The 21,758-nt window shown below is 51.6% G+C and carries 18 protein-coding genes; 5 read left to right on the top strand and 13 right to left on the bottom strand.

The window, feature by feature from the left end; genetic code table 11:
• Nucleotides 1-519, bottom strand: a 519-nt coding sequence (locus EOJ37_RS00605; protein ID WP_155522467.1) for a PAAR domain-containing protein, incomplete at its 3' end; no start/stop codon positions are given.
• A complete protein-coding gene (locus EOJ37_RS00610; RefSeq protein ID WP_127956608.1) occupies nucleotides 516-815 on the bottom strand; it encodes a PAAR domain-containing protein in 300 nt (99 codons plus the stop codon). The genes EOJ37_RS00610 and EOJ37_RS00605, both read right to left, overlap by 4 nt.
• A 542-nt stretch (nucleotides 816-1,357) precedes the next feature.
• Between EOJ37_RS00610 and EOJ37_RS00615 the strand changes: the two genes are divergently transcribed.
• Nucleotides 1,358-2,017 carry a glutathione S-transferase family protein gene (locus EOJ37_RS00615; protein WP_206193999.1) on the top strand — a complete coding sequence of 220 codons (660 nt, stop codon included), beginning with the start codon at nucleotides 1,358-1,360 and terminating at the stop codon, nucleotides 2,015-2,017.
• Nucleotides 2,018-2,059: 42 nt separating this feature from the next.
• Here the strand turns inward: EOJ37_RS00615 and EOJ37_RS00620 are convergent, their stop codons facing one another.
• From EOJ37_RS00620 to pdhR, 6 genes are all read right to left on the bottom strand, one after another.
• A complete protein-coding gene (locus EOJ37_RS00620; protein WP_127956610.1) occupies nucleotides 2,060-2,485 on the bottom strand; it encodes a hypothetical protein in 426 nt (141 codons plus the stop codon).
• 158 nt (nucleotides 2,486-2,643) lie between these two features.
• On the bottom strand, nucleotides 2,644-5,241 hold the full coding sequence (gene acnB / locus EOJ37_RS00625; protein WP_127956612.1) for a bifunctional aconitate hydratase 2/2-methylisocitrate dehydratase: 2,598 nt from the start codon (nucleotides 5,239-5,241) through the stop codon (nucleotides 2,644-2,646).
• A gap of 368 nt (nucleotides 5,242-5,609) precedes the next feature.
• Entirely contained in the window at nucleotides 5,610-7,034 is a 1,425-nt protein-coding gene (gene lpdA / locus EOJ37_RS00630; protein WP_162473632.1) for a dihydrolipoyl dehydrogenase, read from the bottom strand.
• A 421-nt stretch (nucleotides 7,035-7,455) separates the two neighbouring features.
• Nucleotides 7,456-9,069: a pyruvate dehydrogenase complex dihydrolipoyllysine-residue acetyltransferase gene (gene aceF / locus EOJ37_RS00635; protein WP_127956615.1), complete on the bottom strand. Its 1,614-nt coding sequence runs from the start codon at nucleotides 9,067-9,069 to the stop codon at nucleotides 7,456-7,458.
• A gap of 14 nt (nucleotides 9,070-9,083) precedes the next feature.
• Nucleotides 9,084-11,747: a pyruvate dehydrogenase (acetyl-transferring), homodimeric type gene (gene aceE, locus EOJ37_RS00640; RefSeq protein ID WP_127956616.1), complete on the bottom strand. Its 2,664-nt coding sequence runs from the start codon at nucleotides 11,745-11,747 to the stop codon at nucleotides 9,084-9,086.
• A gap of 167 nt (nucleotides 11,748-11,914) precedes the next feature.
• The gene (gene pdhR, locus EOJ37_RS00645) at nucleotides 11,915-12,679 is read right to left on the bottom strand and encodes a pyruvate dehydrogenase complex transcriptional repressor PdhR (RefSeq protein WP_127956617.1); all 765 of its coding nucleotides are present in this window, start codon (nucleotides 12,677-12,679) and stop codon (nucleotides 11,915-11,917) included.
• Between the two features lie 684 nt (nucleotides 12,680-13,363).
• On the opposite strand from pdhR, the gene EOJ37_RS00650 reads away from it, so the two are divergent.
• The gene (locus EOJ37_RS00650; RefSeq protein ID WP_127956619.1) at nucleotides 13,364-14,713 is read left to right on the top strand and encodes an amino acid permease; all 1,350 of its coding nucleotides are present in this window, start codon (nucleotides 13,364-13,366) and stop codon (nucleotides 14,711-14,713) included.
• A gap of 105 nt (nucleotides 14,714-14,818) precedes the next feature.
• Here EOJ37_RS00650 and rimI read toward each other — a convergent pair whose 3' ends face one another.
• From rimI to acuI, 3 genes are read right to left on the bottom strand one after another with little or no spacing between them, the layout of a single operon-like run.
• Nucleotides 14,819-15,262 (bottom strand): ribosomal protein S18-alanine N-acetyltransferase, encoded by a 444-nt coding sequence (rimI, locus tag EOJ37_RS00655; RefSeq protein WP_127956620.1) that lies wholly within the window; start codon nucleotides 15,260-15,262, stop codon nucleotides 14,819-14,821.
• Entirely contained in the window at nucleotides 15,207-15,644 is a 438-nt protein-coding gene (locus tag EOJ37_RS00660) for a DNA polymerase III subunit psi (protein ID WP_127956622.1), read from the bottom strand. Before EOJ37_RS00660 ends, rimI begins: the two co-directional genes overlap by 56 nt.
• A gap of 48 nt (nucleotides 15,645-15,692) precedes the next feature.
• Nucleotides 15,693-16,679, bottom strand: coding sequence for an acrylyl-CoA reductase (NADPH) (gene acuI / locus EOJ37_RS00665; protein WP_127956625.1), 987 nt, complete (start codon nucleotides 16,677-16,679; stop codon nucleotides 15,693-15,695).
• Nucleotides 16,680-17,074: 395 nt separating this feature from the next.
• Between acuI and otnK the strand changes: the two genes are divergently transcribed.
• The 3 genes from otnK to EOJ37_RS00680 are packed head-to-tail and all read left to right on the top strand — an operon-like array spanning nucleotide 17,075 to nucleotide 19,745.
• Nucleotides 17,075-18,337 carry a 3-oxo-tetronate kinase gene (gene otnK / locus EOJ37_RS00670; RefSeq protein WP_127956626.1) on the top strand — a complete coding sequence of 421 codons (1,263 nt, stop codon included), beginning with the start codon at nucleotides 17,075-17,077 and terminating at the stop codon, nucleotides 18,335-18,337.
• Nucleotides 18,334-18,969 carry a 3-oxo-tetronate 4-phosphate decarboxylase gene (gene otnC / locus EOJ37_RS00675; RefSeq protein ID WP_127956628.1) on the top strand — a complete coding sequence of 212 codons (636 nt, stop codon included), beginning with the start codon at nucleotides 18,334-18,336 and terminating at the stop codon, nucleotides 18,967-18,969. Before otnK ends, otnC begins: the two co-directional genes overlap by 4 nt.
• Entirely contained in the window at nucleotides 18,969-19,745 is a 777-nt protein-coding gene (locus EOJ37_RS00680; RefSeq protein ID WP_127956630.1) for an HPr family phosphocarrier protein, read from the top strand. The genes otnC and EOJ37_RS00680 overlap by 1 nt, the downstream gene beginning before the upstream one ends.
• A gap of 149 nt (nucleotides 19,746-19,894) precedes the next feature.
• On the opposite strand, the gene EOJ37_RS00685 is transcribed toward EOJ37_RS00680, so the two are convergent.
• A complete protein-coding gene (locus EOJ37_RS00685; RefSeq protein WP_240651645.1) occupies nucleotides 19,895-20,614 on the bottom strand; it encodes an SDR family NAD(P)-dependent oxidoreductase in 720 nt (239 codons plus the stop codon).
• A gap of 5 nt (nucleotides 20,615-20,619) precedes the next feature.
• Nucleotides 20,620-21,738 carry a patatin-like phospholipase domain-containing protein gene (locus tag EOJ37_RS00690; RefSeq protein WP_127956635.1) on the bottom strand — a complete coding sequence of 373 codons (1,119 nt, stop codon included), beginning with the start codon at nucleotides 21,736-21,738 and terminating at the stop codon, nucleotides 20,620-20,622.
• Nucleotides 21,739-21,758: the final 20 nt, after the last annotated feature.

Genomic DNA, 21,758 nt, shown 5'->3' on the forward strand with positions numbered 1-21,758 from the left:
GGCCTGCTTTACCGAAGACGTTAATTGAGACTCCGTTGCCGATGTCGCCGTAGCAACAGCGCCATATTCATCATACGATGAATAATAACCAGAATAGGCAGAGGGGGAAGAGGATATGTTTGACCGACTCAAGCTTGCGCTTGAACTCCATGACTCAGAGGATACGCGAGAAATAGACGACGATACCCCCGAGGACTGACCAGAAAAACCCAGAGCCTGACTCGAACTCGCCTTCGCTATCAACCGATGACGGCCATAAGGGCAACCACACGCCACAATATGGCCATCCAACGCCACACCGGCACCATCATCACCCACGAACAAGACGTTGGAACCCTCAGCAATCACGCCCGTTCTTTCGCAGGCTGGACAAAAAACCTTATGCCCCTTCAACGCCACCGCCGAACCATGGTCATTAAAAAATAAGCTTGCCCCTTCCACCCCCTCAAGAACAACACCTCCCGTCGTGGTGGTATCCCCTTTGTGTACTACTCCTTTTCCATCGCAGGTGGTTCTCATACCACCTCCAGACGTTCTGAGGGTGTCGAGATAATCACATCTCCGTTATCAATGATGCTCCCAATCATCGCTAGAGGCTGATTGTGGTAGGTCGCGGGAGCGAGGGAACCCGTTTGAATGTATGCCAATTGACCATCAACATAATGCACCGCATCCCCAACCACCGCGACACGATACCCATCAACTGTTGGACGTGTTATTCCCTCAGGGATCATAACAACCCCACCATCACGAGTACACGCGCCATCGAGCGCAACAGGGGAATGCTTCTGATGATGTTTTTGTGATATCGTCATTACCTAATTCCTTGTATAAATATCAATTTCCTTTCTTATACCAATACCCAATCATTCTGTCCATGCCATCCACAAGACCAGTGCCTATAAAAGAACGTTATGTTAACTAGCCGATTAAACACAGGGAAAAATAGCGTACAGCAAAAATAAAGAGACTAAACCTCATTTCCATACACCAGCAAAACCCCATGTCGAGACAAGATAATTTTTTCCTAATCCCTCTTCCGGTAAACGCTGAATGAGCGAACCCATCAGGGAAAATGTGCTGTGGTCAAATGCCAATAGACACATTACGTGATGGAAAACACATCTGGGCTGAAAAAAATTTGAGCCAGACGTAATCTGACAGATACCTGTATAAATAACCGGTAACTGTCAGATCAGGTTTGAGATAGTACACTTTATTCAACTTCAATCACTTCTTACCATATACTGTTCCTGTTAAGTGCTAGCGCATTGGTGTTATCTATCCTGTGTGTATTTTTCACTACTCATCAGCAAGTTAGTGAGCTCGTTACTCAACCGATTTTAGGGAAAAAAGAATGACCATAAAGCTCTACTTGAATGAAACCTCCCCTTTTGCACGCGTGGTGCTGGCGACCGCATTATTGTGTGATGGCCCTCAGTTGACCCTGGAATGGGTCGATCCCTGGCAATCCCCGGCAGATCTGGCGAATGCAAACCCATTCTGTATCATTCCAACCATCGAACTGGCAGATGGCACTGCCTTAATAGAGAGCCTGGCGATTTGTCAGTATCTGATTGAGACATATTCGCCAAGTAGACTACGTGCGGTTGATTATCGAAATGCGGAACAGGTAGCAATCATCGGGTTTGCAAAAACCATGATGGAGTCCGCTTTTCGTAGTGTTGCTCTGGAACGTTTTATTGGCGCGGGGAATCCGCTCAGTGAGCGGGCAAAAAGCGGCTTACTGCAAGCGGTGAGTAAACTGGAACAGCAATTAGCGGCTGATCATGATGCTGGCTATTTGCAGCCCAATCTTGCCATCTTATATCTGCATACCGCGCTTGATTATGTCGCATTTCGCCATCGAGAACTGTTTGATTGTGGTGCCGGGCAGCACGTTGCGGCGTTTCTGGCACATTCACCTTTTGTAGATGCCTTAGCACAGGTTAGTGTGCAGCGCTTGAGCAGTAGACCTAATTTTTGGGGTAACAGTAACAAGTTGAATATTGATTAACTGACCAACTGCTAACTTCTTCATCGTTTGGTCAAGCTAGGGCTAACTTAAATCAACCACTGAATGTTTACCCGATGGTTGATTGTTCGCCGAAAATTCGATCTGCACTGGCACCAAAGTGCCTGGCTCTGGCAACCAGATATTATTGGTGAACTGATGCACTTTTCCTGCTACATGCAGTGAAAAGTGGTTCACCCCTTTGACTTCTATCTTAACTTCTGATGTATCTGTGATCAGAAATGGCGTTGCTAGCTGCTGCCCATTGCTCGGTTTGAAGTAGAAGTAATAGCTAAAGCCGGTTGTTGCACCACCCTGATTGTTTCTATAACCCACTACAGTTTGAGTATCTGATATCGCGACACTGAGAACCTGTTTATCAAGATTAAGCTGCGGTTTAAACAGATAATTGACCAATATCGCAAGCAAAAAACCGATTAATATTAAGCTAATAACCTTTACTTTTTGCATATTCAATACTTAGTTTGATATAGCGTTGGTCTTCGGGATCATGATGTTAATTAACATCATGTACTACTGGACATATCAACACCCAGTAGTGACTTTAGCGCATTCAACCAACTATCGGCAGACATGTTGTGCCTGCCGATAGTGAGAACCGTTATAGGCTATAGTGCAGTCTGGAAAATCACCTGATTAGCTTTAGCGGTATATTGACTCAATTGATCAAAATTGAGGTAACGGTAAGTATCAGCAGCACTGCTATCAACCTGTGCCATATAACGCTGATACTCTTCCGGTGTAGGTAGCCGCCCCAACAGTGCCGCAACCGCCGCCAGTTCAGCCGAGGCTAAATAGACATTCGCATCGGTGCCCAGGCGGTTAGGGAAGTTACGGGTTGAGGTTGATACCACAGTGGCACCATCAGCGACGCGCGCCTGGTTACCCATGCAGAGCGAACAGCCAGGGATCTCAATGCGTGCGCCACTCTTGCCAAACACACTGTAGTAGCCCTCTTCCGTCAATTGTGCCGCATCCATTTTGGTCGGTGGAGCAACCCATAACCGAGTTGGCAATTGCCCTTTGTGTTGATCAAGCAGTTTACCAGCAGCACGGAAATGACCAATGTTGGTCATACAGGAGCCGATAAACACCTCCTCGATCGGGCTGTTTGCCACCTCGGAAAGCAGGCGTGCATCATCCGGATCATTCGGTGCGCACAAGATTGGCTGTTTAATCTCTGCCAGGTCGATCTCAATCACTGCGGCATACTCAGCATCGGCATCGGCCGACAGTAGCTGTGGATCAGCCAGCCATTTCTCCATCGCCTGAATGCGGCGCTCCAAGGTGCGACGATCGCCATAGCCTTCAGCTATCATCCACTTCAACAGCACCACGTTAGAACTGAGATACTCCTCGATCGGTGCCTTATCCAGTTTGATGGTGCAACCAGCCGCAGAGCGCTCAGCCGAAGCATCAGCCAGCTCAAATGCCTGCTCGACTTTCAACTGTGGTAAGCCTTCAATCTCCAAGATCCGTCCCGAGAAGATATTCTTTTTGCCTTTCTTCTCCACCGTCAGCAAACCCTGCTGGATGGCATAGTAAGGAATAGCATGTACCAGATCACGCAGGGTGATACCTGGCTGCATCTCGCCTTTAAAGCGCACCAGCACAGACTCTGGCATATCTAGCGGCATCACGCCGGTTGCCGCCGCAAACGCCACCAGCCCCGAGCCCGCCGGGAAAGAGATACCAATCGGGAAGCGTGTGTGTGAGTCACCACCGGTGCCGACAGTGTCGGGTAACAGCATTCGGTTCAGCCAGGAGTGAATAATGCCATCACCAGGGCGTAACGACACCCCACCACGATTCATAATAAAATCTGGCAGTGTGTGGTGGGTGACAACATCAACCGGCTTTGGATAGGCTGCGGTGTGGCAAAACGACTGCATTACCAGATCAGCCGAGAAACCGAGGCAAGCGAGATCTTTCAGTTCATCACGCGTCATCGGCCCAGTGGTATCCTGTGAGCCGACCGAAGTCATCTTCGGTTCACAATACTCACCAGGACGAACACCAGCCACGCCACAAGCTCGACCGACCATTTTCTGCGCTAGCGAGAAGCCGCGCTGGCTGGCAGCGACCGGTTTGGCGCTTTGGAAAACATCGCTGGCTGGCAAGCCCAACGACTCGCGCGCTTTGCTGGTTAAGCCACGGCCGATAATCAGCGGAATGCGCCCACCGGCACGCACCTCATCCAACAGAACCTCAGTTTTCAGGCTGAAGTTGGCCAGTACATTACCGCTAACGTGATCACGCACTTCACCCAGATAAGGGTAGATGTCAATCACATCCCCCATATTCAATTCAGAGACATCCACTTCAATTGGCAGTGCACCAGCATCTTCCATGGTGTTAAAAAAGATCGGCGCAATTTTGCCACCTAGCACCACCCCACCAGCACGCTTATTCGGCACATGAGGAATATCGTCACCCATAAACCACAGCACCGAGTTGGTGGCTGATTTGCGTGATGAACCAGTCCCCACTACGTCGCCGACATAAGCTAACGGAAAACCCTTCTGCTTTAGCTGTTCGATTTGACGGATCGGCCCAACAGCCCCTGGCTGATCAGGCTCAATGCCTTCGCGGGCATTTTTCAACATCGCCAGTGCGTGCAGCGGGATATCAGGGCGTGACCAAGCATCAGGCGCTGGAGAGAGATCATCAGTGTTTGTTTCTCCCGTCACCTTAAATACTGTAACGGTGATCTTCTCTGCCAGTGCCGGGCGTGACAGATACCACTCTGCATCCGCCCAAGAGCGTATGATTTGCTGTGCGTACTGGTTACCGGCTTTGGCTTTCTGTTCTACGTCGTAGAAGTTGTCGAACATCAGAAGGGTATGAGAGAGGGCTTTGGCAGCAATTGGCGCAAGTTTCGGATTATCCAGTGCATCAATCAGCGGGTGAATATTATATCCGCCTTGCATAGTACCGAGCAGTTCCACCGCTTTTTCGGCGTTGACCAGCGGTGAGTGGGCTTCACCTTTGGCGATCGCAGCCAGAAAACCGGCTTTGACATAGGCCGCCTCATCAACACCCGGTGGCACGCGATCGATGAGTAACTCCAGTAAAAACTGCTGTTCGCCAGCAGGCGGATCCTTTAACAGTTCCACCAATGCCGCCATTTGAGCGGCATCAAGCGGTTTTGGGGCGATGTTCTGAGCCGCACGTTCGGCGACGTGCTTACGGTATTCTTCTAGCACAGGCTGTTCCTCACTTTTATAGCTGAGGTTGCAGGAAGGTCACTGCCGTTATTTACCCCGATAACTTTTTCTACCTGAGAGGTGGCAGGCACTCAACGCGATTTCCGTTCGACCGGTGTCAACCGGTAATACGGTATTCACCAACCGGCCTGCCTCGACAAATTCTATCCTGCAACCTGAGCGGGTTGTATACTCCTCGCAGTTCAAGTTGCATCGGCGTTGGTTACAGCCCATCATTCGGCTTCTAAACCTCACCACGGCAGCACTGTTGCAGAACCAGTGAATTCACTCCTTCACTGGCACTGCTAAAGTGACCGCCTATATACAACTCAAATGAGTTGGAGTATGTATCCTTTAATCGCTGGTAATTACTTCTTCTTGGCTTTTGGATTTGGTAAGTCAGTAATGCTGCCTTCGTAAATTTCCGCTGCCAGACCTACCGACTCATGCAGCGTTGGGTGAGCATGAATGGTCAATGAGATATCTTCGGCATCACAGCCCATCTCAATTGCCAGACCGATTTCACCCAACAGCTCACCACCGTTAGTCCCCACAATCGCACCACCAATAATGCGGTTGCTCTCTTTGTCGAAAATCAGTTTGGTCATGCCGTCGGCACAATCAGAAGCGATCGCACGGCCAGAAGCCGCCCACGGGAAGGTAGCAGTTTCATAACTGATCCCTTTCTCTTTCGCCTCTTTCTCGGTCAGACCGACCCAAGCGACTTCCGGCTCAGTGTAAGCAATGGAAGGGATCACTTTCGGATCGAAGTAGTGCTTCTTACCCGCGATCACTTCTGCCGCCACATGGCCTTCATGTACACCTTTGTGCGCCAGCATAGGCTGACCAACAATGTCGCCGATCGCAAAAATATGCGGCACATTGGTACGCAGTTGCTTATCCACGTGAATGAAACCGCGCTCATCCACCTCTACACCGGCTTTACCCGCATCAAGCAGTTTGCCGTTAGGCACACGACCGATGGCCACCAGCACTGCGTCGTAACGTTGTGGCTCGGCAGGCGCTTTCTTGCCTTCCATCGTGACGTAGATACCATCTTCCCTTGCTTCAACCGTAGTCACCTTGGTCTCTAGCATCAGGTTGAACTGCTTGCTGATACGCTTGGTAAATACCTTCACCACATCTTTGTCTGCGGCTGGGATCACTTGATCCAGCATCTCAACTACGTCGATCTGTGAACCCAGTGCATGGTACACGGTACCCATTTCCAGACCGATAATACCGCCCCCCATCACCAGCATCCGCTCAGGAACTGTTCTGAGTGCCAGTGCGTCGGTTGAATCCCAAACGCGCGGATCATCATGAGGAATAAAAGGCAACTGGATTGGACGTGAACCAGCGGCAATGATCGCATGATCAAAATTAATCGTTGTGCTACCGGCTTCGCCTTCCACTACCAAGGTATTGGCACCGGTAAACTTACCAACGCCATTGACTACATTGACTTTACGCCCTTTCGCCATACCCGCCAGGCCGCCAGTAAGCTGGTTGATCACCTTCTCTTTCCACAGGCGGACTTTATCGATATCAGTTTTCGGCTGATCAAACACAATGCCGTGCTCTGCCAGCGCTTTCGCCTCTTCAATCACCTTAGCGACATGCAACAACGCTTTTGACGGGATACAACCCACATTCAAACAGACGCCACCCAATGTGGCGTAACGCTCTACCAGAACAGTTTCAAGACCCAAATCAGCGCAACGAAAGGCGGCTGAATAACCTGCCGGCCCTGCCCCAAGTACCACGACCTGAGTTTTAATTTCAGTACTCATCATGACCTCTTAATTGTTTATTCTGGCCGGGCTAATATCTGGGTATACTCGTTATACTTCAAGTTACAGGAGTGTTGGCTGCGTCCACTCGCGCCTGAAGCAAAAAAGCATATAACGCCCTTTGCCTATGCCTTGAACAGTTTACAGAATTGTTAATAGCCTGCAAGACGTCTTTCAGTGACCCAGCTCGCAACAATCGGGCTGGATTATCCATCACGCCGCAGCAACCACGCTATTGATGTAAATTCGATCGCATTAACAGCCAGCGGAACCGTCTCTATTTCAGCGCCGCCCCGATGCGGACTATTTTACTTGCCAGCTTGACCCAATCATCCTGCGTCAGCGCAATCTTAGGTTGTGACGCATTTTTAATCTGAGTAGCCACCAAAATGAGAAGGGGCAGTTTCCTGCCCCTGTTGTATTACATCACCAAGCGGCGAATATCAGCCAGTATATTACCAATGATGGTAATAAAGCGCGCCCCGTCAGCGCCATCAATCACCCGATGGTCAAAGGAGAGTGACATTGGCATCATCAGGCGTGGCGTAAACTCTTTGCCATTCCACACCGGTTCCATCGCCGATTTGGAAACACCGAGGATCGCCACTTCCGGCGCATTCACGATCGGGGCAAAGTGTGTCGTCCCGATCCCTCCCAGGCTGGAGATCGTGAAACAGCCACCTTGCATCTCTGCGGCAGTGAGCTTGCCATCACGCGCTTTTTTCGAGATGGTCATCAGTTCGCGCGAGAGTTCAGTAATGCTCTTTTTGTTAACATCTTTGAACACTGGCACCACTAGGCCATTCGGGGTATCTACCGCTACACCGATATTGATATATTTTTTCAGTGTCAGCTTCTGCCCATCTTCCGACAACGAGCTGTTGAAACGTGGCATCTGCTCCAGAGCGGCTGCCACTGCTTTCATGATAAACACCACTGGCGTGAATTTCACATCCAGCTTGCGTTTCTCCGCTTCGGCATTCTGCTGCTTACGGAATGCTTCCAGATCAGTGATATCCGCTTTGTCGAAGTGAGTAACATGCGGGATCATTACCCAGTTACGGCTCAGGTTAGCGCCAGAGATCTTCTGGATACGCCCCATCTCCACTTCTTCAATTTCGCCAAACTTGCTGAAGTCCACCTTCGGCCAAGGCAACATGCCAGGCAAACCACCACCGGCAGAGCCTGATACTGACTCGGCACGTTTAATCGCCTGTTTGACATAATCCTGTACATCTTCGCGCAGGATACGTCCTTTGCGACCAGTGCCTTTCACTTTTGCCAGATCAACACCAAACTCACGCGCTAAACGACGGATCACCGGTGTCGCATGTACATAGGCATCGTTTTCAGTAAATTCGCCTTTCGCTGCTGCCAGCGATGCAGTCGCCGCCGGTGCAGTTGCAACCGATTGTGGCACTACAGCGCTCGGCTGTGCCGCTGCTGGCGCGGCAGCCACAGGTGCTGCGGCTGGAGCAGCAGCACTGCCCGCCACTTCAAACACCATAATCAGTGAGCCGGTTTTCACTTTATCGCCGGTGCTGATCTTGATCTCTTTCACCGTTCCCGCAAACGGAGCCGGCACTTCCATTGAGGCTTTATCGCCTTCAACCGTGATCAGTGACTGTTCAGCCGCGACCTGATCACCCACTTTCACCATCACTTCGGTCACTTCAACTTCATCACCACCGATATCCGGCACTTCGACGTTCTGCAGCGCTGCGGTCGCAGCGGCTGGAGCGGGAGTGGCAACCGGCTGGACAGGTTCACTGCTGGTACTGACAGCAGCAGCACTCGCTTGTGCGGCCGCTTCGAACACCATGATCAGTGAACCGGTTTGTACTTTATCCCCAGTGGTAATCTTGATCTCTTTCACCGTACCGGCGAAAGGTGCTGGCACTTCCATTGAAGCTTTATCGCCCTCGACGGTGATCAGCGACTGCTCTTCTGCAACGCTATCGCCCACCTTAACCAGGATCTCTGTCACTTCAACTTCATCTGCACCGATATCCGGCACTTTGATTTCAATAGACATTCTCTTTTAACCTCTTATGCCAGACGCGGGTTGACTTTATCGGCATCGATAGCAAATTTAGTGATCGCCTCTGCTACCACCTGCTTATCGATTTCGCCACGCTTAGCCAGTTCACCGAGAGCGGCCACCACCACATAACCGGCATTCACTTCAAAGTGACGGCGCAAGTTTTCACGGCTATCTGAGCGACCAAAACCATCCGTACCCAGTACGCGGTAGCTGCTGGCCGGAACGAAATTACGGATCTGCTCGGCAAACAGCTTCATGTAATCGGTCGCTGCTACCGCAGGTGCATCACCCATCACTTGCGCCACATATGGCACGCGTGGCGTTTCAGTTGGGTGCAGCATATTCCAGCGATCACAATCCTGGCCTTCACGAGCCAGTTCGGTAAATGAAGTGACACTATAAACATCGCTGCCAATACCGTACTCACTGGACAGGATCTGCGCGGCTTCACGCACATGGCGCAAAATGGCACCAGAACCCAGCAGTTGTACCTTACCGTTATCACCCGCGACACTCTCCAGGCGGTAGATCCCTTTACGGATCCCCTCTTCTGCCCCTTTCGGCATCGCTGGCATGTGGTAGTTTTCATTCAGTGTGGTCAGGTAGTAGTAGACATTTTCCTGTGCCTCACCATACATCCGCACCAAACCATCATGCACAATCACTGCCACTTCATACGCGTAAGCCGGATCGTAAGAGATACAGTTCGGGATCGTCAGTGACTGAATATGGCTGTGACCATCTTCATGCTGCAAACCTTCACCATTCAGGGTGGTACGGCCAGAAGTCCCACCCACCAAGAAGCCACGCGCCTGCTGATCACCCGCCAACCAGCAGAGATCACCAATACGTTGGAAACCGAACATTGAGTAATAGATGTAGAACGGGATCATCGGCAGATCGTTGGTGCTGTATGACGTCGCCGCTGCCAGCCATGAAGAGGCAGCACCCAGCTCATTGATACCTTCTTGCAGGATCTGTCCTTTCTCATCTTCTTTGTAGTACGCCACTTGCTCACGATCTTGTGGCGTGTATTGCTGGCCTTTCGGACTGTAGATACCGATCTGACGGAATAGCCCTTCCATACCAAAGGTACGTGCTTCATCGGCGATGATCGGCACCAGACGATCTTTGATCGACGGGTTCTTCAGCAACACGTTCAACACTCGCACAAAGGCAATGGTGGTTGAGATCTCTTTATTCTGCTCTTCCAGCAGTGGCCCAAACTCAGCCAGCGTCGGCATCGCCAGTTTCTCGGTGAAGGCTGGCAGACGAGTTGGCACATAACCATGCAGTGCCTGACGGCGTTGATGCAGGTACTGGTACTCTTCAGAGGCAGGATCAAAGGTGATAAATGGCAGCTTTTCTACTTCGCTGTCTGCTACCGGCACATTGAAACGATCGCGGAAGCGCTGTAGCCCTTCCATGTTCATTTTCTTCACCTGGTGAGCAATATTCTTACCTTCCGCCGTCTCACCCATTCCATAACCTTTGATGGTATGAGCCAAGATCACGGTGGGTTTGCCTTTGGTCTCCTGTGCTTTTTTCAGTGCTGCGTAGATTTTCTTCGGATCATGACCACCACGGTTCAGTGCCCAAATCTCATCGTCAGTCATATCTTTGACCAACTCTGCTGTCTCTGGATAGCGGCCAAAGAAGTGCTTACGCACATAAGCGCCGTCTTTTGATTTAAAGGTCTGATAGTCGCCGTCAACCGTCTCGTTCATCAGTTGGATCAGTTTACCGCTGGTGTCTTTACGCAGCAGCGCATCCCAACGCTCACCCCAAAGCACTTTCAGCACCTGCCAACCGGCACCAGCAAAGATACCTTCCAGCTCATTGATAATCTTACCATTACCGGTTACTGGGCCATCGAGACGCTGTAGGTTACAGTTGATCACGAACACCAGGTTATCCAGTTTCTCACGCGTGGCGACCGTGATGGAACCTTTAGACTCTGGCTCATCCATCTCACCATCGCCCAGGAAGGCGTACACGGTCTGTGCAGAGGTATCTTTCAGCCCACGATGTTCAAGGTATTTCAGGAATCTGGCCTGATAGATCGCCGAAATTGGGCCAAGGCCCATAGATACAGTCGGGAATTGCCAGAAATCTGGCATCAGTTTCGGGTGTGGATAAGAAGACAACCCTTTACCATCCACCTCTTGGCGGAAGTTATTCATCTGCTCTTCAGTCAGACGCCCTTCAAGGAAAGCACGCGCATAAACACCGGGTGAAATGTGCCCCTGGAAGTAAACCAGATCGCCGCCATCTTTCTCATTACGTGCGCGGAAGAAGTGGTTAAAGCAGACTTCATAAAAAGTCGCTGAAGATTGGAAAGAGGCCATATGGCCGCCCAGATCGAGATCTTTCTTCGAAGCACGCAACACCGTCATGATCGCATTCCAGCGGATCGCTGAGCGAATACGACGCTCCAGTGACAAGTCACCCGGATAGGCTGGCTCATCTTCTACTGCAATCGTGTTGATATAATTGCTGGCAGCACTACCGGCTGCCACGTTAACACCGCCCTGGCGTGCTTGCCCCAAAAGTTGCTCAATGAGAAACTCGGCGCGCTCAACACCCTCTTCACGGATGACCGATTCGATCGCCTGTAGCCAGTCGCGGGTTTCGATCGGGTCCACGTCATGGTTTAAACGTTCTGACATGGTGGTATTCCTTATCTGTCTAATGGTTTATTTGCAACTCACCTTAATGTGCGCGGTGACAATAGATGCACACACAGGCTGGTTGGTAAGTTTAGTTGCCGCTTAGGTGCTTGACCAAGTCTCTGAGAGCATCTCTACCAGCTGGTGTCCCCGGAGAGTCTGCCTCCTCACTCCCTGCGTTGTTGGAGACGCCGTAACGATCTCTCGCGCCGCGTCTGTTCTCTGCTGAGATCCAACAAAATTTCCTCAATAAAAGCCAAATGGCGGTGCGACGCTTCACGCGCCTTTTCAGGTTGGCGTGCCACGATCGCAGTAAAAACCTCGGCACGGTGGCTGCTCACGTTAGCCAACACCTCATGGCGCAAGTGAAGCAGCTCAAAATTCTGGCGAACATTTTGCTTGAGCATCGGCCCCATACAGCGCAGCAGATGAAGCAGCACCACATTGTGCGCTGCCTCAGTGACGGCGATTTGGTACTGCATCACCGCCTCGGCTTCAGCGTCGAGATCACCGTTTTGTTGTGCATTAGCAATCTGTAGATGGCAGTCACGAATGCGGGAAAAATCCTGGTCAGTTCCGCGCAGTGCTGCGTAATAGGCAGCAATACCCTCTAATGCGTGACGGGTCTCTAGCAGATCAAATTGTGATTCGGGGTGATCGGCCAGCAGTGCTGGCAGCGGATCGATAAAGCTCTGCCACAGGTTGCTCTTAACAAAAGTACCGCCGCCTTGACGACGCGTTAGCAACCCTTTGGCTTCCAAACTTTGAATGGCTTCTCGAAGAGAGGGGCGGGAAACATCAAACTCTTTTGCCAACTCGCGCTCCGGCGGCAACTGCTCCCCAGGGCTGAGAGTCCCTTCGAGGATCAAGTGCTCAAGTTGCTGTTCGATCACATCAGACAACTTGGGTTGGCGGATTTTGTGGTAGGCCATGAGTGATTTTTACCTGCACAAGATGAGAAGTTAATATGCCAAGTTAATTGGTAATACCAATTCTAGTGCGCGGCAGTAAGCTAACAAAACAACTGGCAGATGTCCACACAAATATTGACCAACATCATTTATTGTGCAGGATTTAACATTTCCTTATATCTGCTGTTGCAATCAAGAAACCTAAGATTGGTAATACCATTTGCAAAAACGGTACAGCATCAGCACAAGGTTCTCCCTTTGCGACACAATCACCCTCACCACACCGCTTAACACTTTTAGGCCAGTGCCATCTGGGTTAGCGCAACAACCCCAGCACCATCCTCCAACAGAACAATCATCCACCCGCACCATCCAAGTGAGTCTGCTAACTGTTGGCAACCTGAAACATGGCAGACAGTAACGCTGTTGCCGAGCAGAAAACAGTAGATACTCTGCTCCAATTGTAAGCAATCACGCACAGTTGATAGCTAACGATTAGCTAAACGCACTGACTTTTTGCCATTAAGCACCAGAAAGCAGATGCAAACTTGCCCGCATATCATTATTCTCTGCCTGGCGATAGCGTAACAAAGCAACTTGCGCAGTCTCGCTTGTAAACAAAAAACAACACATGCCGTCAGAGGCGTTTTACAGCATTGCGATTTTTCATGCAGTGTTAGGTTGCAACAACAGAGGGTGTTAGTGATGGATGCTCAACGGAGTGGCGATAAGCTCAGGCGCGGTCTAAAAAACCGCCATATTCAGCTCATCGCCCTAGGCGGTTCAATCGGTACCGGACTGTTTCTCGGTGCCGGACAAACAGTAAAATCGGCTGGCCCATCAGTACTATTAGGCTATGCGATCGGTGGCTTGATTGTTTTTCTGATTATGCGTCATCTGGCCGAAATGGTGGTGGAAGAGCCAGTAGCAGGTTCATTTAGCCACTTCGCCAATAAATATTGGGGTAACTTCGCCGGTTTTGCTTCCGGCTGGAACTACTGGGTACTGTATGTGTTGGTAGGTATGGCTGAACTGACCGCAGTCGGCATCTATATCCAACAGTGGTGGCCGGAGATCCCGACCTGGGTCTCTGCCTGCGCATTCTTCCTGCTGATCAATGCGATTAACCTGGCAAACGTTAAAGTCTATGGCGAGATGGAGTTCTGGTTTTCCATCATCAAAGTACTAGCGATTATCGCCATGATTAGCTTTGGCTGTTACCTGCTGTTCACTGGGCGTGGAGGGCCGGAAGCCAGCGTCACCAACCTGTGGGCGCAAGGCGGCTTCTTCCCTAATGGCTGGGGCGGGCTACTGATGGCAATGGCGATGATCACCTTCTCATTTGGTGGCCTGGAACTGGTTGGTATTACCGCTGCAGAAGCAGATAACCCGGAGAAGAGCATCCCGAAAGCCACCAACCAAGTGATCTACCGTATCTTGATTTTTTATATCGGTGCGCTGGCGGTACTGCTGTCACTCTATCCCTGGGGTAAAGTGGTAGAAGGTGGCAGCCCATTTGTGCTGATCTTCCGTGAGTTAGATCAAAACATCATTGCCCATGCGCTCAACGCGGTGATCCTGACGGCGGCACTTTCGGTCTACAACAGCAGCGTCTATTGCAACAGCCGCATGCTGTACGGTCTGGCAAAACAGGGGAACGCTCCGAAAGCACTACTGAAAGTGGATGGTCGTGGTGTGCCAGTGGCAGCGATTGCCTTCTCAGCATTGGCCACTGCACTGGGTGTGTTGATCAACTACCTGATGCCCGAACGTGCATTTGAACTGTTAATGTCACTGGTAGTCTCTGCGCTGGTGATCAACTGGGCGATGATTAGCCTTGCCCACTTGAAATTCCGCGCTGCTAAACGTGGTCAAAGCTTCACGCCGAAGTTTAAAGCATTGTGGTCGCCATTCAGTAACTACCTCTGCCTGGCCTACATTGTTGGCGTGCTGACCATTATGTACCTGACACCCGGCATCCAGATTTCGGTGATCCTGATCCCATTCTGGTTATTGCTACTGGCAATCAGTTACACCGTGAAAAAGCGCCTCTAGCGCTCGCTGCCTGGGGGAAAACCACCTGCCCCCAGGCACTCACTGACAGTTATCCACATTTGACCATCACCACAATTCGGCTCGCACTCTACCACTCGCATACCGCTACCCCAATGGCAACGCCATCACCCAGGCATCCTCACGTCCCTGAGTCGCCGGATAATAGTTGCGTCGAACCGTGACTTGATTAAATCCGAGCTGATGATAGAGCGCAATCGCCGCACGATTGGAAACCCGCACCTCCAGCCACAGCGTGGTGATCGCACGTTGGTTCAGTTGCACGATCAACTCACTCAATAACTGTGCCCCCAAGCCACGGCGCTGCCAGGCGGGATCAATGGCAATATTGAACAGCGTGGCCTCATCAAGCACGACCTGGCAAATAGCAAAGCCTACCATCTGGCCTGCTACGCTCAGTTTAAGATTGAGATAGCGTTCTCCTTGATTACTTGCCAATGTTGCCGCACTCCACGGAAACTGATGGCTGGCCTGTTCAATATTCAGCGCCAGAGGCAGATCGGCGGCTGTAAGGATAGAAATCTGATTCATAATGACAAATCTGCTGCCAAAGCGAACGTTTCGCCTCAACACTGTGAGAAAGTTCGGCTAATGCCGGGCTAAATAGCTGCACCCCTGCTAGCGGCAATTGGGTTTCAATCCCCAACCGCCAACAGTGGCACGCCGTTTGTGGTGGCAACATCACCGCCTGCTGCGGCGTTAGGCGGTAGATCTCGCCCTCGCTGAGGCCCAGGGTACGCAACACATCAGCAAACAACGGATCGTCCAGCGCTGGCAACGGTTCAGCCACCACCAGCAGACGGACAGCCGCCGGTAACTGTATCGCAATTTCACCGCGCAATGCGGCTGGATTGCGCAATTCCCACTGGTCAACCCCCATCTGTTGCAGTAACCAGTCACGTCTTGATGTCATATCGCCTTCCGTCAATATTTCGCCAGCCGATATACGGCCAGCGGTGGCTTATTTTGCCACGTTAACCAGCAACCGACCACGCACTTCTCCGGCCATCAGTTTTGCCGCCGCTGGGATCACCTCACTCAATCCAATCTCGGTGGTGATCAGTGGCAACAGTGCCGGCTCGATCAATTGCGCCAAACGCTGCCAGGCGGCAACGCGTTGTTGATAGCGGCAGAACACACTATCAATACCGGCTAGCGTGACACCACGTAAGATAAACGGCGCAACGCTACTGCTAAAATCAAGCCCTTGAGCCAAACCACACGCAGCGACCACGCCGCCATAAGCGGTACTGGCACAAACATTAGCCAACGTATGGCTACCTACACTGTCGATCGCACCGATCCAGCGCTCCGCCATCAGCGGCTTACTGGGAGTTGCTAACGATTGACGATCAATCAGCTCTATCGCCCCCAGTTGTGTTAACAGATACTCTGCCTGCTCTGGGCGTCCTGTAGCGGCAATCACCTGATAGCCCAAACGTGACAACAGAGCGACCGCAAAACTGCCGACACCACCACAAGCACCGGTCACCAATATTTTTCCGCTCTTGGGAGAGATGCCATGATCCTCCAGCGCGATCACCGCCAGCATTGCAGTGTATCCAGCAGTGCCAATACTCATCGCTTGTCGGGGAGTCAAGCCGGCAGGTAGCCGGATCAACCACGCGCCGTTAACACGCGCCATTTGTGCCAAACCGCCCCAATGCTTCTCACCCAAGCCCCAGCCATTCGCTAACACCTGGTCACCAACGCGGTAATCTGGCTGCTGACTGGCAATCACGGTTCCGGCCAAATCGATGCCTGCAACCATCGGAAACTGACGCACCACCGGCGCTTGACCGGTGATAGCCAGGCCATCTTTATAGTTCAGTGACGAGTAATCAACGGCAATGGTCACATCACCCGCAGGTAACTGGCTTTCAGCCAGATCAGCCAGCTCGGCACGACCACCGTGCTGATCCTTTTCAATCAAAATCGCTTTGAACATAACCTCCCCCTTTGACAACCCGCTGCTCGTTTTCAGCTTTGTGCAGTACCTCAATAACACCGCCAACTCACTGCAATACTGCGCACTGATGGCAATAATCTGAACAACGACTCGGCAACAGATTACACTTTCTGATTGAGTATTAGGCGGTTTGCTGTTAATAATTGTGAATTAAGCTACACTCATCAGCCAACAAGCGCTATATTTAACATAATAAAACAAATAATCACTAAAATTCACAAAACAGCAGCAACCGAAGCACCACTAAGCTGTAGCCTGTGGTCGTTGAACCACCGCCAGCCAGTTTACCGAGATTGCTGACTAAGGTGAAACAGAGCAGCCAACAACCCCACCCCTGAAGAGGTGGGATCATTTGATAATAAGGAGAGTTCACAATGTTACTTGGTGTGATTGCAGATGACTTTACCGGGGCGACCGATATTGCCAGTTTTCTGGTTGAGAATGGGTTATCGACGGTACAACTGAATGGTGTACCGCCATCAGACACTCCTGTCGATGCTCAAGCGGTGGTAATTAGTTTAAAATCGCGCTCCTGCCCGGTAGAAACGGCGGTAGCGCAATCCTTACAAGCTCTCGCCTGGTTACAGCGCCAAGGGTGCCAGCAGTTCTACTTCAAATACTGTTCAACCTTTGACAGCACGGCTAACGGCAATATTGGCCCTGTCACTGATGCTCTGCTCGATGCTCTGGGCGAACAACTGACTGTGATTTCCCCTGCGTTACCGGTCAATGGACGCACCGTCTATCAAGGCTATCTGTTTGTGCTCGATCAATTGCTGTCCGAGTCAGGTATGCGCAATCACCCCGTCACACCGATGACCGATAGCAACCTGCTACGCTTGATGGAAGCCCAAGCGCGTGGGCGTTGTGGATTGATCTCAGCAGCAGAAGTCGATCGCGGTGCAGCGGCAGTGAAAGAGAAATTACAGCAACTGGCACAGCAAGGCGTGCGTTATGTGGTGCTGGACACCCTGAATGAACAGCATCTGTTAACCCAGGGTGAAGCACTGAAGCAACAAAAACTGGTCACAGGCGGTTCCGGGCTGGCGATCGGCATCGCTCGTCAATGGGCGCAACCGGGTCAGCACCACGCACAATCAGCCGGTGCGCCACAAGGCGAAAAAGCGGTGGTGCTCTCTGGCTCCTGCTCAACAATGACCAACAAACAAGTGGCTTGCTACCGTCAACAAGCGCCAGCGCTGGCAATCGATGTTGCACGCTGCCTTACCGCTGAGGCACGTTCTGACTACGCTGCCGAGTTAAGCGAGTGGGTGGCACAACAGAGCGGCGCAGCGCTAGCACCGTTGCTATTTGCCACCGCACAACCAGAACAACTCCAGAAAATACAACAACAATATGGCACCGAAGCCGCTAGTCTGGCTGTGGAAGCGCTGTTCGCCGAACTGGTTAAACGCTTGCAACAGTGCGGTTTCAGTCGCTTTATTGTCGCAGGCGGGGAAACCTCTGGCGTCGTGACACAAGCACTCGGCATTAGCGGTTTCCACATTGGCCCCTGCATCTCTCCCGGTGTCCCTTGGGTACGTGCGATTGAACAACCGATCTCACTGGCCTTGAAATCGGGTAATTTTGGTGATGAAAACTTTTTTGCCCGCGCACAAACGGAGTTCCCTGTATGACCAGCACTGTTGAACAACAAGCAAGAGAAGAGATGGTGCATTTGGGTGCCTCCTTTTTCCGACGCGGCTACGCGACCGGTTCAGCCGGTAACCTGTCACTGTTATTGCCCGATGGCACACTGCTGGCAACACCAACCGGTTCCTGTCTGGGCGAATTGGACGCTGATCGGCTATCGAAGGTGAGCCTCAGCGGTGAGTGGATCAGCGGAGACAAACCGTCGAAAGAGGTCAGTTTCCATCGCGCGCTCTACCAGAATAATGCTGCCTGTAAAGCGGTGGTTCATCTGCACTGCACCTACCTCACCGCCTTATCCTGCCTGCAGGATTTAGATTATGACAACGCACTGAAACCGTTCACCCCTTATGTGGTGATGCGTGTTGGCAAAGTACCGGTCATCCCCTACTACCGCCCGGGCGATCTGCGTTTAGCAGAAGATCTGGCGCGTTTGGCACCAAACTACCAAGCTTTTTTATTAGCCAACCACGGCCCGGTGGTGATGGGAAGCACACTGCGCGAAGCCGCCAACAACACCGAAGAGATGGAAGATGCCGCCAGGCTGATTTTTACCCTTGGCAACCGCCCCATCCGTTACCTAACCGATGATGAAATTGCCGAATTAAGGAGTAAATAATGGCTAAGTTTGCAGCTAACTTATCGATGATGTTCAATGAAGTGCCATTTTTAGATCGCTTTGCCGCAGCGGCGCGTGCCGGATTTAAAGCGGTTGAATTTCTGTTTCCCTACGACTACCCAGCGGAGCAGTTAGCGGAAAAACTGGCACAAAATGGCCTGCAATTGGTGCTATTCAATACCTCGCCAGGCAACATCGATGCTGGCGAATGGGGCTTGGCGGCACTACCAGGGCGTGAACAGCAGGCACGTGCCGATATCGATCTGGCAATAAAATATGCTGTGGCCCTAAACTGCCCACAAATCCATGTAATGGCCGGCGTTGTACCACCAGGGCAAGATATTGCTGCCTACCGTGAAACCTTTATCCAGAATGTGCGTTACGCCGCAGACCAGTGCGCGCCCCTCGGCATCAAGGTATTGATCGAAGCACTCAGCCCACCGATCAAACCCAACTATCTCTTTTCCAGCCAACATCAAGCCCTGGCGCTGGCTAACAAGATTGACCGTTCCAACCTGTTTATTCAGTTCGATTTTTTCCATGCACAACAGGTCGATGGCAATATCAGCAACCTGCTCACCTCACTGGCAGGGCGCTATAGCCATATTCAGATTGCCTCGGTGCCCGAACGGCATGAACCCGATCAGGGCGAGCTAAACTACCCGTGGTTGTTTAATCTGCTGGATCAACTTGGCTATCAAGGCTGGATTGGCTGTGAATATCGGCCGCGCGGCGAAACCAACGCGGGCTTGGGCTGGGTAACACCCTACCTTTAACCACCACACACCCCACCAGCGATGACATCCATCGGCGCTAGGTGGGGTGTTAACATTGAATACTGCGCTTGATGATCCACAGTGTGGATATAAACCAAGCAACACCCAGTAGCCACAGTTAATCACGACATCAGCCCTGGTGTTTTAAGCTAACGCTGACGCAGCCGTTGCAGCCAACGCGGCAACAGGCTAAATATCTTCACCATTAAATGCAGTTGCCAGGGAAATATGTACCTTGGCGACTTGCGCTGTATCGCAGCCACCATTAACTGAACTGCCCTATCCTCATGTTGCAGAAAGGGCTTGTGAGCCGCACTGCCGAAATTTAGCTCACGCAAACGCTGGGTATCAATATATCCCGGCACTAACGTGGTGACCGCAACTCCCCTTGGCGACAACCCAATCCGGTAGGCGTCACAGATGGCGATAGTGGCGCGTTTGCTGGCAGCGTAGAGAGAAAGCCCGGGATAATCCGGCAGCAAACCCGCTATCGATGCCACCGCAACTAACTGCCGCGCACCAAATGTCAGTGCCAGATCAAACGCATTACACAACCCGCGAATATTGGTCGCCAGCAAAGCATCGACCCGCTCATTCTCTTGTGCTTGTTCTGCATCAATGTAGTGGCCTGCAGTGACAATCAGCAGATCCAGCCCGCCAGTGCGTTGGCTGGTAAACTGCGTCATCACCTGTGACAACATCATCCGTTCACTGATATCGACGCGATAAAGCTGTACCCGCTGATGTGACAACAACGGATCACTCACTAACCGAGCCGGATCTCGACCACACAGCGCCACCTCAGCCCCCGCACCGACGTAATATCTGCCAAGCGCCAACCCAATACCGCTGGTGCCACCGATAATCATCACCCTCACACTTCACTCCAGTTGTCATTATTGCAAAGGCGTGGACGCACCCGACTCCCTGCTGCACGGCGATAGCCTTCAAGACCACGCGAAAAACCGTACTGCCACTGCGCCTCAACCGTAGCCACATACTCCGGATAACTGCACGAGCTAAATACAATCCGGTTAGCCAACAGTTGGATGCGTTTGTTGACACTAGCAGCAATCACATATGCCATGTCGCTGGTGTCGATACGTACCTCTGTCGCTTGAGCGTGGACATGACGCAATCGTGCATTGCCATCAAAGCCAAATACCGCACGCAGGGCAGGATTAGCCAACTGCCGATTAAATGGTGGTTTCAATTCCATCGCAATCTCAGTTGCCAGTGTACGTGCAAGCTCCAGCGGATAAAGGTCAATAACGCCGCCACAATAATGGTGCAAACCATAGCGCTGGCACTGGGCATAGAAAATATCGGCCAGCGAAATACGCACCGCATCAGCAACGGGCACATCACTCATCACCTCCAGCATCGGCAGTATCACCGAGCCACTGCCATAAGCACCACTGATTGGCGATAGGACACCCTCCAACAGCGCCCGAATAGTTTGATTAGCAAATATCACTTCACTAAACAACGGTTGGCCATTGCGCAATCTGCCGCTATCACTGCGCTGATAGAGCAGTCGCCCCCCGACAATCGCCAGTGTTGGCCCATCTATCGCATGTGGCGGTAACGGGATCGCTGGTGACACATCGACCAGATAATCTGCATAGAGATCAGGTATCCGTGCTACTCCCTCTCGGTTAGTATAACTGGCAAGATAGCGAGCCAATGCGCGCAGCAACTGCGGATACAGCCTGACCTCAGGGGCAACCTGCAACCGTTGCAGATAGTGATACATCGCACGCGACAGCACCCACTGTTTACGCTCTGCACTGTTTGGCAAGCCTTGAATAATGGCACCCGCAATCGCTCCGCCACAGCTAGCCAGCAACAGATCCGGTGCTTGATGGCAGTGCTCAGCCGCCGCATGAATGCCAAGGTAATAAGCAAATCGGCTGCCACCACCGGAGAGTATCAAGCAGCGCTTGAATTTTTGTCGATTATTCATGGCATGACATAATAGATTGATTTTCAACTTTTCACTGCAGGATATAA

It is taken from the genome of Serratia microhaemolytica (assembly GCF_004011885.1).
Lineage (GTDB): Bacteria > Pseudomonadota > Gammaproteobacteria > Enterobacterales > Enterobacteriaceae > Serratia_G > Serratia_G microhaemolytica.

Bases quoted from the DNA above. Each gene is read 5' to 3' on its own strand.
- EOJ37_RS00610 (WP_127956608.1), bottom strand. From the start codon at position 815: ATGACGATATCACAAAAACATCATCAGAAGCATTCCCCTGTTGCGCTC.
- EOJ37_RS00615 (WP_206193999.1), top strand. From the start codon at position 1,358: ATGACCATAAAGCTCTACTTGAATGAAACCTCCCCTTTTGCACGCGTG.
- EOJ37_RS00620 (WP_127956610.1), bottom strand. From the start codon at position 2,485: ATGCAAAAAGTAAAGGTTATTAGCTTAATATTAATCGGTTTTTTGCTT.
- lpdA (WP_162473632.1), bottom strand. From the start codon at position 7,034: ATGAGTACTGAAATTAAAACTCAGGTCGTGGTACTTGGGGCAGGGCCG.
- aceF (WP_127956615.1), bottom strand. From the start codon at position 9,069: ATGTCTATTGAAATCAAAGTGCCGGATATCGGTGCAGATGAAGTTGAA.
- aceE (WP_127956616.1), bottom strand. From the start codon at position 11,747: ATGTCAGAACGTTTAAACCATGACGTGGACCCGATCGAAACCCGCGAC.
- pdhR (WP_127956617.1), bottom strand. From the start codon at position 12,679: ATGGCCTACCACAAAATCCGCCAACCCAAGTTGTCTGATGTGATCGAA.
- EOJ37_RS00650 (WP_127956619.1), top strand. From the start codon at position 13,364: ATGGATGCTCAACGGAGTGGCGATAAGCTCAGGCGCGGTCTAAAAAAC.
- rimI (WP_127956620.1), bottom strand. From the start codon at position 15,262: ATGAATCAGATTTCTATCCTTACAGCCGCCGATCTGCCTCTGGCGCTG.
- EOJ37_RS00660 (WP_127956622.1), bottom strand. From the start codon at position 15,644: ATGACATCAAGACGTGACTGGTTACTGCAACAGATGGGGGTTGACCAG.
- acuI (WP_127956625.1), bottom strand. From the start codon at position 16,679: ATGTTCAAAGCGATTTTGATTGAAAAGGATCAGCACGGTGGTCGTGCC.
- otnK (WP_127956626.1), top strand. From the start codon at position 17,075: ATGTTACTTGGTGTGATTGCAGATGACTTTACCGGGGCGACCGATATT.
- otnC (WP_127956628.1), top strand. From the start codon at position 18,334: ATGACCAGCACTGTTGAACAACAAGCAAGAGAAGAGATGGTGCATTTG.
- EOJ37_RS00680 (WP_127956630.1), top strand. From the start codon at position 18,969: ATGGCTAAGTTTGCAGCTAACTTATCGATGATGTTCAATGAAGTGCCA.
- EOJ37_RS00685 (WP_240651645.1), bottom strand. From the start codon at position 20,614: ATGATTATCGGTGGCACCAGCGGTATTGGGTTGGCGCTTGGCAGATAT.